This is a genomic window from Symbiopectobacterium sp. Eva_TO, assembly GCF_053848865.1.
Genome location: NZ_JBSPEY010000004.1, coordinates 2,892,690 through 2,907,062 on the forward strand (window position 1 = coordinate 2,892,690; position 14,373 = coordinate 2,907,062).

11 protein-coding genes and 6 pseudogenes are annotated in these 14,373 nt (G+C 51.8%); 8 read left to right on the top strand and 9 right to left on the bottom strand.

Annotated features, from left to right (window positions below):
- Positions 1-24: 24 nt before the first annotated feature.
- The 5 genes and pseudogenes from ACWWJF_RS17320 to ACWWJF_RS17340 form a co-directional block, all read left to right on the top strand.
- Positions 25-177: pseudogene (locus ACWWJF_RS17320) on the top strand (IS4 family transposase); the annotation flags it as partial.
- 800 nt (positions 178-977) lie between these two features.
- Complete coding sequence (gene exbB / locus ACWWJF_RS17325) at positions 978-2,012, top strand: tol-pal system-associated acyl-CoA thioesterase (protein ID WP_455870134.1); 1,035 nt, start codon at positions 978-980, stop codon at positions 2,010-2,012.
- 3 nt (positions 2,013-2,015) lie between these two features.
- A complete protein-coding gene (gene exbD, locus ACWWJF_RS17330; protein WP_455870135.1) occupies positions 2,016-2,438 on the top strand; it encodes a TonB system transport protein ExbD in 423 nt (140 codons plus the stop codon).
- Between the two features lie 463 nt (positions 2,439-2,901).
- On the top strand, positions 2,902-3,351 hold the full coding sequence (locus ACWWJF_RS17335) for a YhbP family protein (RefSeq protein WP_455870136.1): 450 nt from the start codon (positions 2,902-2,904) through the stop codon (positions 3,349-3,351).
- A 28-nt stretch (positions 3,352-3,379) separates the two neighbouring features.
- Positions 3,380-4,045 carry an NAD(P)H-binding protein gene (locus ACWWJF_RS17340; RefSeq protein WP_455871148.1) on the top strand — a complete coding sequence of 222 codons (666 nt, stop codon included), beginning with the start codon at positions 3,380-3,382 and terminating at the stop codon, positions 4,043-4,045.
- 11 nt (positions 4,046-4,056) lie between these two features.
- Here ACWWJF_RS17340 and nrdG read toward each other — a convergent pair whose 3' ends face one another.
- From nrdG to ACWWJF_RS17355, 3 genes and pseudogenes are all read right to left on the bottom strand, one after another.
- On the bottom strand, positions 4,057-4,521 hold the full coding sequence (gene nrdG / locus ACWWJF_RS17345; protein WP_455870137.1) for an anaerobic ribonucleoside-triphosphate reductase-activating protein: 465 nt from the start codon (positions 4,519-4,521) through the stop codon (positions 4,057-4,059).
- 134 nt (positions 4,522-4,655) lie between these two features.
- Positions 4,656-6,560, bottom strand: a pseudogene (nrdD, locus tag ACWWJF_RS17350) (anaerobic ribonucleoside-triphosphate reductase); the annotation flags it as partial.
- Positions 6,561-7,347, bottom strand: a pseudogene (locus tag ACWWJF_RS17355) (IS4 family transposase); the annotation flags it as partial. It abuts the pseudogene before it with no gap.
- A 104-nt stretch (positions 7,348-7,451) separates the two neighbouring features.
- Here ACWWJF_RS17355 and ACWWJF_RS17360 point away from each other — a divergent pair.
- A complete protein-coding gene (locus tag ACWWJF_RS17360) occupies positions 7,452-8,492 on the top strand; it encodes an IS481 family transposase (protein WP_455868660.1) in 1,041 nt (346 codons plus the stop codon).
- Positions 8,493-8,549: 57 nt separating this feature from the next.
- On the opposite strand, the pseudogene ACWWJF_RS17365 reads toward ACWWJF_RS17360, so the two are convergent.
- The 5 genes and pseudogenes from ACWWJF_RS17365 to pyrB all read right to left on the bottom strand — a co-directional run.
- A pseudogene (locus ACWWJF_RS17365) lies at positions 8,550-9,098 on the bottom strand (IS4/Tn5 family transposase DNA-binding protein); the annotation flags it as partial.
- A gap of 126 nt (positions 9,099-9,224) precedes the next feature.
- Positions 9,225-9,474 (bottom strand): annotated as a pseudogene (locus ACWWJF_RS17370) (ATP cone domain-containing protein); the annotation flags it as partial.
- 471 nt (positions 9,475-9,945) lie between these two features.
- Entirely contained in the window at positions 9,946-10,332 is a 387-nt protein-coding gene (ridA, locus tag ACWWJF_RS17375) for a 2-iminobutanoate/2-iminopropanoate deaminase (protein WP_455870138.1), read from the bottom strand.
- A 143-nt stretch (positions 10,333-10,475) separates the two neighbouring features.
- Positions 10,476-10,940, bottom strand: coding sequence for an aspartate carbamoyltransferase regulatory subunit (gene pyrI / locus ACWWJF_RS17380; protein WP_195314358.1), 465 nt, complete (start codon positions 10,938-10,940; stop codon positions 10,476-10,478).
- 14 nt (positions 10,941-10,954) lie between these two features.
- Complete coding sequence (pyrB, locus tag ACWWJF_RS17385) at positions 10,955-11,890, bottom strand: aspartate carbamoyltransferase (protein WP_455870139.1); 936 nt, start codon at positions 11,888-11,890, stop codon at positions 10,955-10,957.
- Between the two features lie 165 nt (positions 11,891-12,055).
- Between pyrB and ACWWJF_RS17390 the strand changes: the two genes are divergently transcribed.
- Complete coding sequence (locus ACWWJF_RS17390; protein ID WP_455870140.1) at positions 12,056-12,295, top strand: hypothetical protein; 240 nt, start codon at positions 12,056-12,058, stop codon at positions 12,293-12,295.
- Here the strand turns inward: ACWWJF_RS17390 and ACWWJF_RS17395 are convergent.
- Positions 12,242-13,246 (bottom strand): annotated as a pseudogene (locus ACWWJF_RS17395) (IS110 family RNA-guided transposase). The gene ACWWJF_RS17390 and the pseudogene ACWWJF_RS17395 overlap by 54 nt on opposite strands.
- A gap of 434 nt (positions 13,247-13,680) precedes the next feature.
- Here ACWWJF_RS17395 and ACWWJF_RS17400 point away from each other — a divergent pair.
- Positions 13,681-14,148 (top strand): YhcH/YjgK/YiaL family protein, encoded by a 468-nt coding sequence (locus ACWWJF_RS17400; RefSeq protein WP_455870141.1) that lies wholly within the window; start codon positions 13,681-13,683, stop codon positions 14,146-14,148.
- Positions 14,149-14,373 lie beyond the last annotated feature (225 nt).

Genomic DNA, 14,373 nt, shown 5'->3' on the forward strand with positions numbered 1-14,373 from the left:
TAACGATATGGCCCTAAGCTAAACGAAGTATTGCGCTTAGTTGCGCAACTCGGAGGCTTTCTTGCTCGAAAAGGCGACGGTGAACCAGGCGCAAAAACTATCTGGAAAGGCTTGCAGAAAGTCATGACGGCCGCCGAAACGCTACGCGCGCTCAGGCACGAACAGAGATGTGTATAACTGAGGTGAGCTTAGGCAGATGCCTATCAGTGTTTTGGATAGCTTCATTCGGGTCTCCAGAAATCTCGAGGATATATTCGCGGTACGACTATTATTGTTCTATAAATAAAACCCGGTGCGTAATGAAGGGAATTAAAAAATTAAGTCAAAATAATTTCCCCTCATATTCAGGGGTAAACTAACCTATTGTACCACTTTGCGGAATGACTCGTATCACAAAAGCGCAATATGGGTAACTGAATGAAACAATTGGTGGTAATTGATTTCTATGACATCATGTTAATGTCTATAGTATTGTTTTTAGTGCTATTAATTATTGCTGATAAGCTTTTCCTGTAAGACAACTTATCGCCGTTTACTCAACAATGGTGTAATAACGGCTTTGTTGAATAATAGGGAATCGTGCTGTTTTACTATGTCCATTTTGGTAGAAAATGCTTATCACCTCAGGCATTCCGTTTTCTCATGATGCTTAACTGCATGATTTTACGTTGCTGGAAACAATCGTTTTACTGGGCTGGTAGCATAAAATCTGTTTATTCAACAAAGCCTGTAATAACTTAAAGTCGATCACAGAACGCGACTTTTGTTGTTCCTGGGCTGGAAAATTGGCCGTTTCTGGAAGACGTCATGGTAAATCAGTGTTTTAACTTATGGATATTAGGGTTTTTTGTGCTCAAAAAGCATAAATAATAATGAGAACTACTATCAATTCGTGCTCAGTTTGATATCATTTCTTGTCGATTCGATGCACTACTCATTGGTGTTGTACTATTCATTGGTATAGGTGGAGGCACAGCGTGAAAACGGCTGTCGGTCATATTTCTTCCCAGGCATTGCCCGCCTGGCTTACACAACGCGGCGCGTTCAGCGCATTTTCCCGTAGCATGTTGACGGCTCTGTTTTTAACGGCGGGACTGGTCACGTCAGCAGGACTAAGTGGAAATGCGTTCGCAGCACCTGCTTCTACACCAGTTGCCAACACCGCTGCCGCCAGTGCACCAGAAGCTGCTGTTGCGGCATCGACGCCTGCGGCGGCTGACCCTGCCGTCGCTGATGATGCTGCGGTGCCTGCATCGCCGTTGGCGCTGCCGCAAGGTAGTGCAGGCAATATCATGAAAACCGACCTTTCCGTTTGGGGCATGTATCAGCATGCGGATCTGGTGGTGAAATCCGTCATGATCGGTTTGCTGCTGGCCTCCGTGATTACCTGGGCGATCTTTTTTGGTAAAAGCGTCGAACTGGTGGGGGCCAAACGTCGCCTGCGTCGTGAATATGCGGCGTTGGAGCAGGCGCGCACCTTAGATGATGCGGCAGATATCGTTGAGACCTTTAAAGCCGATAGCACAGCGGCGATATTACTGGCCGATGCGCAAAATGAATTAACCCTTTCCGCCCGTTCTGATGACAATAATGGCATCAAAGATCGTACCGCCTTCCGTCTGGAGCGTCGTGTGGCCGCTGCCGGTCGCCAAATGGGGCGCGGTAACGGCTATCTGGCAACGGTTGGGGCGGTGGCCCCCTTCGTTGGGCTGTTCGGGACGGTCTGGGGTATCATGAACAGCTTTATCGGTATTGCTCAAACGCAAACCACCAACCTGGCCGTCGTCGCGCCGGGGATCGCCGAGGCGCTGTTGGCCACTGCGATTGGTTTGGTCGCTGCTATCCCGGCGGTGGTGATTTACAACGTGTTCGCTCGCGGAATTGGCAGCTATAAAGCGCTGATGGGTGATGTGGCGGCACAGGTGCTTTTGCTGGTGAGCCGCGATTTGGATGTGGCTGCGAGTAACGGTAACCGTTTGACTGCGGCTAATCAAAAACTGCGGGTGGGTTAAGTTATGGCGATGCATTTGCACGATGATACGAGCGGTGACAGCGAGATGTATGACATTAACGTCACGCCGTTCATTGACGTGATGCTGGTGCTGCTGATCATCTTTATGGTGGGAGCGCCGCTGGCGACTGTCGATATTCGTGTCGACTTGCCGGCGTCCACGGCGGTGCCACAACCTCGTCCGGAAAAACCGGTGTATTTGACGGTGAAGGCGGACAAACAGCTGTATGTGGGGGATATTGCCGTGAATGAGACAGGTCTCACCAACCTGCTGGATGAGCAAACGGGCGCCAACAAAGAGACCACCATTTTCTTCCAGGCAGATAAAACCGTCGATTATGAAACCATGATGCGTGTTATGGATACCTTGCGCAAGGCGGGCTATCTGAAGGCCGGATTGGTGGGTATTGAATCAGCGGGTAAATAAGTGCCTGTACCGTCCCGCTCTTCTGGCGAGACGTCCTGTCATACTGTGCGTTCAGGTAAAACGCGTATATTGCCCCTTTGCCTACGGCGTTCCCCTATAACCCCATCAATGTCAAACTCTCTCCCCAACGCATCGTGTAAAGTGTGCCGTCAGCAACGCGCATCCGTCATTCGCGATTTCACAGTGGCTTTTTACCCATGAAGACATGGCCTGCGCTTTCGGCAGCGGTGACGCTGCCTGTTTGCATTACAACACGGCGTAATGATTACAACAGGTTGATTTTTCACCGCCATGACGCATTATGAGAGGTTACGAGTAACTTATCGAACTACGATAAGGTTTTACCGTGCAATCACACATAGCACAGGGTATATAGCGATGGAATCGGTAATGCGTAATATTCTGATTTTTGTTTTAACGCGCGCGGGTGTGTCATGCGTGTCATAGTACCAGGAGAGGCCTGATGAGCAACGGAAATGAGCTGTCTATTATTTCCCGCTATATGAAAAAGCTGCATGTGTTGACGCTATGCGTAGGGGGAAATTCGGAATTATGGTGTGCGAGCTGCTTCTATACTTATGACGAAAATGAGGTCGCTTTCTACATCATGACAGAAACCTCGACGCGCCATGGTGAAATGATGCTGCGCTACCCGGCGATTGCCGGGACGATTGCCGGCCAACCTAAAACCGTTATGCTGATCAAAGGCGTGCAGTTCAGCGGTCAGGCATTACTGCTACAGGGTGAAGAGGCGGTTTCGGCCCGCGAGCGCTACACGCAGAGTTTTCCTATCGCCCGGGGGGCGACCTCACCCGTTTGGCGCTTGCGGATCGATACCCTGAAGATGACGGACAATACGCTGGGTTTTGGTACCAAACGCCATTGGCACCGCGATGAGGAAAACGACGGATAACTGAATGCATCTGGCAACAGGAGGAGCCATGAGTCGAGTATTGCTGCTAGGCGCGACAGGATTGATTGGGCAGGAATTGCTGAAGCTGCTGCAAGCCAATAGCCGGGTAGAGGTTATCTATGCGCCTACGCGCAGACCACCGCCCGCTCAGGATAAACTGGTCAATCCTTGTCATGAGGACGTGCGCGTTGCGCTGGCGCAATTGCATGAGCCGGTCGATATTGTGTTTTGCTGCCTGGGGACCACGCGCAAGCTGGCGGGCAGTAAGCTGGCGTTTCGCTTTGTGGATTATACGCTGGTGGTCGACAGTGCCGCGCGGGCCAAGGCGCTGGGCGCTACACACCTGCTCACGGTGAGTGCGATGAGTGCCAGTGCTACGTCACCGTTTTTCTATTCACGCATCAAAGGTGAGATGGAAGCAGCGTTGCGTCAGCAAGGATGGCGACATTTGACACTGGTACGCCCTTCACTGCTGTTGGGCGAACGGACAACGCGACGGCCGCTGGAGCACTTTTCCGCACCGCTGCTCAAGTGGATGCCTGCTAAATGGCGAGCGATTGAAGGAAAGGCCGTGGCCCGTGCACTGATGAATCACGCCTTTTCACCCGAACCAAAAGCCAGTGTGACGGTGCTCGATGCCGAGGAACTGCGCGCCTGGGGCAGCCCGCCGCTTGCGCCGGAGCTACACGGTTAAGTCTGCGGCTGTCATCGCAAACGATGGACAACCTGATTGCTGCTGCCGTGCCAGATTAACGCAGGATCTTTGAGATCCTGTACAAATTTACCGTCTACCAGTACGTTGATAAGTGCCACAACCTGTTGTTGTGCGGGCGTAAGCTCAGCGAGCAGGTAGCCTGTCCACATCCAGATGTCTTTTCCGGGGTATTCGGCATGAATGCGCTCCACCAAACGTAGCACATCCGATACGTTTTGCGGATGGAGCGGATCGCCACCGGAGAGCGTCAAGCCTTGGCGCGGAATCTGCGTATCCTGCAAATCGGCAATAATCTGGTCTTCCAGCGCCTGAGTAAAAGGCTGGCCGGAATTGAGCCGCCAGGTGCTTTTATTGTAGCTACCTGGGCATTGATGCACGCAGCCGGAAACAAACAGCGTACAGCGCGTGCCGGGCCCGTTGACCACGTCAACCGGGTAATACTGATGATAATTCATGGTATGGCATTGTTTGCTGGATAATGGTTTTCTGAGTAATGGTTTACGAAGCAGAGATATCCGGCGTCCGTTGACGCCGGTAAACGTGCAAAGCTGGCCGCATCCTTGCGACCATCAGGCACGGCGCGGGCTGTTTAGCCCAGTTGACCATTGCCGAGGTGCTTGATCCGGCGTTTGACCTCTTCCTGCTTCCCGGCGTTAAACGGACGTGCATCCGGGCTGCCCAGATAGCCACATACCCGACGCGTCACAGATACGCGTGCGGAGTCGTGATTGCCACATTTCGGGCAGGTGAAGCCTTTGCTGGTGCACTCAAACTCACCGGTGAAGCCACACTCATAGCACTCATCGATCGGCGTATTGGTGCCGTAATAGGGCACACGGCTATAGCTGTAATCCCAGACATCTTCCAGCGCTTTAAGGTTATGTTGCAGGTTCGGATACTCGCCGTAGCAAATGAAGCCTCCGTTTGCCAGCGGCAGGTAGGGCAGTTCAAAGTCGATTTTCTGGTAAGGATTCACCTTCTTCTCCACGTCCAAGTTGAAGCTGTTGGTGTAGTAACCCTTATCGGTCACGCCTGGTACCACGCCGAATTCAGCGGTGTCGATACGGCAAAAACGGTCACACAGGTTTTCACTTGGCGTACTGTAAAGGCTGAAACCGTAGCCGGTTTCTTCTTTACACTGCTCGGTCGCGGCTTTCAGTCGTGCGACGATGGCGACCGCCTTTTCACGCAGTTGCTCATTGTCGAACACGTGTGTCTGGTTGCCAAACAGCGCGTTAATGGTCTCATGAACCCCAATATAGCCCAATGAGATCGATGCCCGACCGTTTTTGAAGATCTCAGCGACGTTGTTGTCCGCTTTCAGGCGTACACCACAGGCACCTTCCATATACATGATTGGTGCGACACGGGCTTTGACGTTTTCCAAACGTGCGATGCGCGTCATCAACGCTTTTTTCGCCAGTTGCAGACGATTATCCAACAAGTTCCAGAAACGCTCTTCGTTATGTTCCGCTTCCAGCGCGATGCGCGGCAGGTTAAGGCTGATTACCCCGAGGTTGTTGCGACCATCGTGGATCTGCTTGTCCTCTTCCTCATACACGCCAAGGAAGCTGCGGCAGCCCATAGGCGTCTTAAACGAGCCGGTAACCTTAACCACCTGATCGTAATTGAGGATATCCGGGTACATCCGCTTGCTGGCGCAATCCAGTGCCAGTTGCTTGATGTCATAGTTCGGATCGGTAGTCTTGTGATTGACACCGTCGCGGATAGCGAACACCAGTTTGGGGAACACCGCGGTTTTACGGCTTTTGCCCAGACCGGCAATGCGGTTGCGCAGGATGGATTGCTGAATCAGGCGCGATTCCCAACTGGTGCCGAGACCGAAACCAAAGGTGACAAACGGTGTCTGACCATTGGCGGTGTGCAGCGTATTTACTTCATATTCCAGCGACTTGAAGGCGTCGTAGCACTCTTTTTCGGCACGAGACAGTGCATAGGCCTCCGCATCGGGAATGTGCCACTCATCAGCGGTTTCCCGGTGCTTTTTATGTCTGGCGGTGACGAACGGTGCCAGAATTTCATCGATACGGTTAATGGTGGTGCCGCCGTATATGTGACTTGCCACCTGCGCGATGATTTGGGCCGTCACTGCTGTCGCGGTTGAGATGGATTTTGGCGGCTCAATCTCCGCGTTACCCATCTTGAACCCTTTGGTCAACATGCCTTCAAGGTCGATCAGCATACAGTTGAACATCGGGAAGAACGGGGAGTAGTCCAGATCGTGGTAGTGAATTTCACCGCGTTCATGAGCAAGCACTACGTCGCGCGGCAGGATATGTTGCTTGGCGTAGTGCTTGGCAACGATACCGACCAGCAGGTCGCGCTGGGTAGGGATCACTTTACTGTCTTTGTTGGCGTTCTCGTTGAGCAGGGCCATGTTGCTCTGTTCAACCAGACCACGAATTTCCTGATTCAAACGGCCGCGTTGTTCGCGGGCGACATCACGATCGTGACGGTACTCAATGTCACCTCGTTATACACATCTCTGTTCGTGCCTGAGCGCGCGTAGCGTTTCGGCGGCCGTCATGACTTTCTGCAAGCCTTTCCAGATAGTTTTTGCGCCTGGTTCACCGTCGCCTTTTCGAGCAAGAAAGCCTCCGAGTTGCGCAACTAAGCGCAATACTTCGTTTAGCTTAGGGCGGCCCTTGGGCATACGCTTGTTCATCAGTAGGTAAGCTCCATGAGTCTCGTCGGAATCAAAGAACAACATTGCGTCCAGCTCTGGACAAGTTCGTCCCATACGCATTAAATAGGCGATGCACCATCACGATCATGAACAGCGCCAATGCCCGCTCAATGCGATCCACGGTCGATAACTGTAACGCTTCGACACAGCAGCCGTTCTTCAGCACATTGAAGAACATCTCGATTTCCCATCTAGCCCGATACCAGTCGATCAGCTCCACGATATCTTCTCGTCCTTCAGGTATGCGATTGCTCAGCAACCGCCACTCGAACGGCTTCACGCCTGCTGGCGGCTCAATTTCCTTGGCTATCACACAAGTCACTGCCAACCCGCAACGCAGCGACACTCGCTTCACGCGCAGCGCCTGTTTCACCGTACGCGCCTTCTGCCCCGCGCGAGCCGCCATAACGAATTGGATTTCTCCCACCGGCACGGTCTTTCCAACCTTCTGCCAAAGCTTCTCATTACAGTCCAGACTGCGATTATGAGTCGAGCGGATCAACCAGTCAGCCGGAGTGCCAAGGTCATCAGCGAGCTGCATCAACGCCTTGATATCCGCTTCGCGATCGGCTAAGTTGTATTAGCCGCGACTTGATCTGACACTGGACCTTGAAAGGTTGAGAGTTACCGGTTTTGATATGGGTGTCGAATCCTTATACAAAACACGAGGTAACTCTCATGCTTCATACTAACAATCCCATCATCAAACACAAAGCCGGCCTGCTCAATCTCGCCGAAGAACTCGGTAACGTATCAAAAGCCTGTAAAATCATGGGTGTGTCACGCGACACGTTTTATCGCTATCAGGAACTGGCGGCAGAAGGCGGCATTGACGCTCTGGTTAACCAAAACCGCCGGGTTCCCAACCTGAAAAACCGTGCTGATGAAGCCACTGAACGTGCGGTTGTTGATTACGCCATTGAGTTCCCGGCTCATGGCCAGCACCGGACCAGTAATGAGCTGCGTAAAAAAGGCGTCTTCATTTCTGGCAGCGGTGTGCGCTCCATCTGGCAACGACACGATCTGGAAAACTTTCGTAAGCGCCTGAAGGCACTTGAGGAAAAAGTTGCCAGAGAAGGCATTGTACTTACTGATGCTCAAATCGCTGCACTGGAGAAGAAGGCGCACGACGACGAAGCCTGTGGTGAAATAGAGACTGCTCACCCGGGTTATCTGGGGTCGCAGGACACCTTCTACGTGGGTAATCTGAAAGGTGTTGGCCGTATCTACCAGCAGACGTTCGTGGATACGTACTCGAAAGTGGCGCACTGCAAGCTTTACACGAGTAAAGCACCGATCTCTGCCGCCGACCTGCTCAATGATCGCGTGCTGCCGTTCTACGAAGCTCAGGGGCTGCCAATGCTAAGAATACTGACGGACAGGGGGACGGAGTACTGCGGTAAAGTGGAACAACATGACTATCAGCTGTACTTGGCTATCAACGATATAGACCATACGAAAACGAAAGCGATGTCTCCGCAGACAAACGGTATCTGCGAGCGCTTCCATAAAACTATTTTGCAGGATTTTTATCAGGTTGCGTTCCGTAAGACGTTATACGAGGACCTAGAAAGTCTACAAAAGGATCTGGACAACTGGTTGTGGCATTACAATAATGAGCGAACTCATCAGGGTAAAATGTGCTGCGGGCGTACGCCAATGGCCACGTTACTTGATGGTAAACGAGTCTGGGCAGAAAAAAATCTGAACCAGATTTAATCTGACAGACACCTGTATAAATAACCGGTAACTGTCAGATCAGGTCTGAGCTAATACAGCTAAGTACACCAGACGTGTGTTTGGCAACTCCGAGGCGAGTTCAGCAACTCGCTCGTATCCCTCGAGCCAGCGCGTACTCTCCTTGAGCCCATCGCGCTTTCCGTCTGCATCCTTCGGCTCTCTTGCCCACATCCACGCATCCAGTACGCCCAACCCCACGCGATCCGGACTGACCGCGTAGGTCGGATGCAGGTACAGACCACGCCTGGCTTCGTAGTTCAAGGGACCCAAGCCTTGGATTTGCTGCCCGTTGAAGTCAAGCTCGGTAGTGTCTTGGATACACAGCACAACCTCGTGTTCTCGGATCCTTTCCTGCGTACGCTGCCAGTGAGGTTGCAGAATGTCTCGCCATTCGAATGCTTGGTTCTCCATGAAGCGGTAAGCACCCAGCGTCTCAGACCATCCGAGGCACGCATGCGGAATGCTGGCTTGCGGATTCTCAGCCAGCCGTATCAAAAGCCCTTTGGCACGCTTATTGAGCCTCGTGTCACCAAGATTTACCCCTTCCAGTTCTTGGTGTGCCCAGCCATCTGAATCCCGTGTCATTTTTCAGCGCCGTAAATGGCGATAGTACACGTCGGTTTCACTTCATTTACAACCCCACCGGCTGCCTATTTCAGCCCGCTAACCCTTGGCATATAAGGCGTTGCGGACTTGTGTATAACGAGGTGACTCAATGTAGGTACGTGCAAGCTGCTTATACTGGCCAGACATCAGCAGGTTTTCAACGGCGTTCTGGATATCACGGATATCCACACGTGCTTTCCCTTGCATTTGTTGAGCGACCGCACAGGCCACGGTTGCACAGTAATCTGTATCATCAACTCCTGCTGCATGCGCAGCACGTTCGACCGCCTGCTTGATGAGCATCTCATCAAAAGGCACCTGGCAAACCGTCCCGTTTAATCACTACTGGTTTCAACGTTCGTTCCTCAGAGTTGTCCACAAGCGGAATCCGCAGCGGACAAGGGCTGCGGGGGGTTGTGGATGATATTGTGGATAAGTACTACATGTAGTGTTTGTATTTATGATAGACACTATATGTAGTTTTGGGTGAAAAGAAATTCTCGATTTATTGACCTGGGACAAAGAATTTCGAGCAGCGTAGAAAGGGTGTGCAATGGCGTTGCGCAAAATAAAAATAATGTATTGATTTGATTAGTGGTTTTTTATCTCTGCGCCATAAGGCAAATTACGAACAAAAAAGCATAATAAACGTAGGGAAATAATAATAAGCGAGGCAATAATATTGCTGGGTGTGCCCGTGTTTCCCGGTGAATCACGACGAGGGGCGCTCCGGCGGCTTACGCCGCTACGACCCCATCGCCGCACTTCACCTAGCAACGAGCTTTGTCATCAGTCTGACGGGGCGAGGGTATCGCCCCGAGTGCGCTTAGCGGCGTACCGCGATGGCTTCGATTTCGATCTTCACATCTTTTGGCAGACGCGCCACTTCCACACAGGAGCGCGCCGGAAACGGTGCCTGATGCTGAGTAAAGAAGGCTTCGTAAGTAGCGTTAACGGTGGCAAAGTCTTGCAGGTCTTTCACAAATACCGTGGTTTTCACGATGTCGGCGACTTTCAGGCCCACCGCTTCCACAATGGCCTGCACGTTTTCAAGAGACTGACGCGTTTGTGCGACGATGTCCTCGGCAATCAGGCCGCTTTTCGGGTTTACTGGGATCTGACCGGAAGTGATGATCATGCTGCCCAGATCGACACCTTGTACATAAGGGCCGATAGCGGCTGGGGCGTGTTCCGTGCTGATGCTACGTGACATGGCTTCTCCTGGATTTCGACGTGGCTATTTTCGAAGGGACAATTCCCGCCGGGCCTGCGCCGGGCGGGATACAACTTACCATTATTCAGAAAAGCGCGGCGCAGGCAATGGCATTGATGACCCTGCACACGCCGCACAGCGGATTAGCGATCAGCCAGCACGGCCTGACGTTCAAACTCTTTCTCGCAGTATTTGCACTTGAGGTGCGCATCGCCATCGCGTTGCTTGACGCTGAACGACGAGGTGACTGGTTCACTGCGGCTGATACAGTTGCTGTTCGGGCAGGTTAGCACGCCATCAATACGTTCTGGCAGGCTGGGCACCAGCTTGCGTACCACCGCGTAGTCATCAATCTGGTTAACGGTGGCCTGCGGGGCGTAGATCGCTAACTGGTTAGCCTGCTGCTCTGTCAGGAAGATGTTTTCTATCTTGATCAGATCCTTGCGTCCCAGATGATTGGAAGGCAGGTTCAGCCCGATGGTGATGCGCTGGTCGGTGGCGGTCAGCTTGAACAGCGTCAGCAGTTTGAAGCCAACCTGCGCTGGGATATGGTCGATAACGGTGCCGCGTTTGATGGCTTCAACCTGTAATTTGTTATCCTGAGTCATGATGCTTTCCCCTCTCACAGAACCAGTTCGCGATTTAATACCAACGCCAGCAGCGCCTGACGTGCAAAGATGCCGTTGCCTGCCTGTTGGAAGTAATAGGCGTAAGGCGTGCTGTCGACATCCGTCGTTATCTCATCCACGCGCGGCAGCGGATGCAGCACTTTCAGGTTGTCGCGGGCAGCATTCAGATCGGCCGCGCGTAGCACAAACTGTGATTTGATATTGATGTACTCGGATGGGTCCAGGCGCTCTTTCTGTACGCGCGTCATGTACAGAATATCCAGCTCCGACACCACCTCTTCAATGCTGGTGTGCAGGCTGTAGGTGATGTTTTTCTCTTCCAGCATCGCCAGAATGTAATCCGGCATCGCCAGTGCGTCGGGAGCGATAAAGTAAAAGCGGTTACCGTCGAATTTCGCCAGCGCCTGCGTCAGGGAGTGCACGGTACGGCCATATTTCAGGTCACCAACCATGGCGATATTGATGTTATTCAAACGTCCCTGGGTTTCCTGAATGGTGAACAGGTCGAGCAGGGTTTGCGTCGGATGCTGGTTAGCACCGTCTCCGGCGTTGAGCACCGGAATGCCGCCGGAGAACTCGGTGGCAAGACGCGCGGCGCCTTCCTGCGGGTGGCGCATCACGATGGCATCCACATAGTGGCCGATAACCGAAATGGTATCTGCCAGCGTCTCGCCTTTCTTGCCGAGCGACGTGTTGTTACTGTCAGCAAAACCGACCACGGAAGCGCCCAGACGGTGCATCGCGGTTTCAAAAGAGAGCCGGGTGCGCGTCGAGGCCTCAAAGAAACAGCTGGCGATCACTTTATGTTTTAACAACTCCGGCTGTGGTCTGGCCTTCAGGCTGGCGGCCACCTGCAACGCCAACTCCAAATCTTCACGGGTGAGGTCGTTAATTGAGATGATGTGTTTTTGATAAAGCGGATTGACCATGTTTGCTTTTCTCCCAACGGTTAGCCCTGAAACATTTTTCTCTCGCTCGGCCAGTCGGCAGGCGAGGTTCGCCCGGTATGACAGGCAAAATCTATGGTCACTCCCATTTTTGCAACACTGATCTTTGATTAATGGTGGGCTTGCTTAAATCTATCCGGCGTCTTTATGGCCAAGGATGCCCGCGCCACGATGAGTTTCTCACCTGATATTCCTAAAAAGGCCATCGGCTTCATTGAGCCATTTTCATTTTTTGGTTTTATATCAGGCCGTCAGGCCGTTCATGTCATCAATAATCAGTCTTCGCAAAACCAGATGGGTAACTTCGTTAAATTGCTGACTGTTAGACCAGCATTACTGTTCAAACACGGTATTTCGTGTCGTTATTGCCCAAGCTATTCGAGCTAATTTATTTGCTAATGCACAGCACACAACGCAAGAATGTTTCCTGCCCAACTGAGACCTTACCCAATCAGCTAATCTCCCTGATTGATGGTCAATTCTTAGGATAAATACCCGCGCACATTGAACAAGCAATCGGCGAAGGTTTTTATCTCCACGCTTGCTAATACCCAGCCGAGTATTCTTCCCTCCAGTACTGTATTGGCGGGGTACAAGACCGGTGGAAGCGGCAAAATTACGACTGTTTTCATATTGCTTGCCATCGCCTAACTGTGATGACAAAACGCTGGCTGTTATCGGTCCAACACCAGGGATGGTCATTAAATGCTGGCCAGTTTCATCTAGAGAGAGTACCTGCCCAAGTTCTCTTTCGAGCTCTGCTATCTGCCCAACCAAATATTGGTAATGATCGTGTAATCGAAGCAGCAACTGTGCCAGATAAGGTGGCAAGTCATTATCAGCCAGAACAGCTGAAAGCCTTTTGATTACCGCAATACCTTTCGGCATGCTGATACCAAACTCCAGTAAAAAAGCATGCATTTGGTTAGTCGTTTTAACGTTGTCTCTGACCAACGACTCCCTGACGCGATGCAAGGCTCGCATAGCCTGCTGAGTCTCAGTTCTTGGCTGCACAAACCGCATGGAAGGGCGTGATCCGGCTTAGCATATTGCTTCGGCATCAACGAAATCGTTCTTGTTGCTCTTGACAAAAGGGCGGACAAACTGCGGAGAGATCAACTTTACTTCATGCCCCAGCTCACTGATCCGACGAGCCATAAAATGGGCACCGGCGCAGGCTTCCATTACAACGGTAGTAGGTGTACACGTAGCCAGAAACTCGATGAGTTTGGTGCGGGTAAACTTTTTCCGCAGTAATGCGTTGCCTGATTTATCCTGACAATGAATGTGAAAAGAATGTTTGCCGAGATCGATACCAATAAGCGTGACGTTTTGCATGATGGCCTTCTCCATAAAGAAACACCCTGTCAGCGTACCGCTCACAGGGTGGGGGTGACCATCTCATTAAGCCCCTTCAACGAGGGGCTTTTTTTAAACGATCGGTTATTGCCGGAAAAGAGGCGGCACGCTGACGAAAAAAGGGGTCAGCAGCGTGATAAATACAGCATGTGGTGATGCAAGCGCACATGGTTCCTCCTGGCAAATTGTGGCGCATTATACGCGCGCGATTTGCTATTTCAAGCGCTAATTGATGCGCAATAATCGCATTTTTAGGTATTGGCAATCGGTTGCTTAGAGAAAACCTTACGCGTTCGACCAATGAAAATAAAGGGGATAGGTAGCACTTTTGCCACTGTAGACTAGCGGGAATGCCTATGGAGGAGTATAAAGTTCGCTAAAACGACGTTTTACTTTTCACGAGAGGACTTACTATGATCACCGGGAATATCCACCAGCTTGAATTGGTTCCTTATCTGCCTGCCAAACTGCGCGAAGCGATCGAGTACGTAAAAGCCAACATTACGGTCGATACTCCGCTGGGCAAGCACGATGTCGATGGCAACAACGTGTTTGTGCTGGTTTCCAATGACAGCACTGAAGCGTTTGAACAACGTCGCGCCGAATACCATGCCAAATATCTGGATATTCAGATTGTGCTCAACGGCGTTGAAGGTATGACCTTCAGCAACCTGCCGGCAGGCACACCTGACACGGACTGGTTGGCGGATAAAGACATCGCATTTTTGTCTGCCGGTGAGCAGGAAAAAACCTTTGTCATGCAATCGGGTGACTTTGTTGTCTTCTTCCCGGGCGAAGTGCACAAGCCGCTGTGTGCCGTGGGTGAACCTGCACGCGTACGCAAAGCCGTCGTGAAGATCGACGCTTCTCTGGTGCTGTAATCTTGCTACCGTGCGCGACGCCGAAGACGTTCGGTTCCGCGCACGGCGCGCGCCATCGGGATAATTGATCCTCCTTCATATATTTATCCATAATCACCTATACAGATATTAATGTCGTCCCGTTCAGCGGTGCAGCGGTTTGTGCTTATCGCGTAATGATGGGGAGCGTGGTTGTGCTGCCTCCTCGCTGACAGTTGATGATGGCCTCGCCGTGACTGCGCGCGC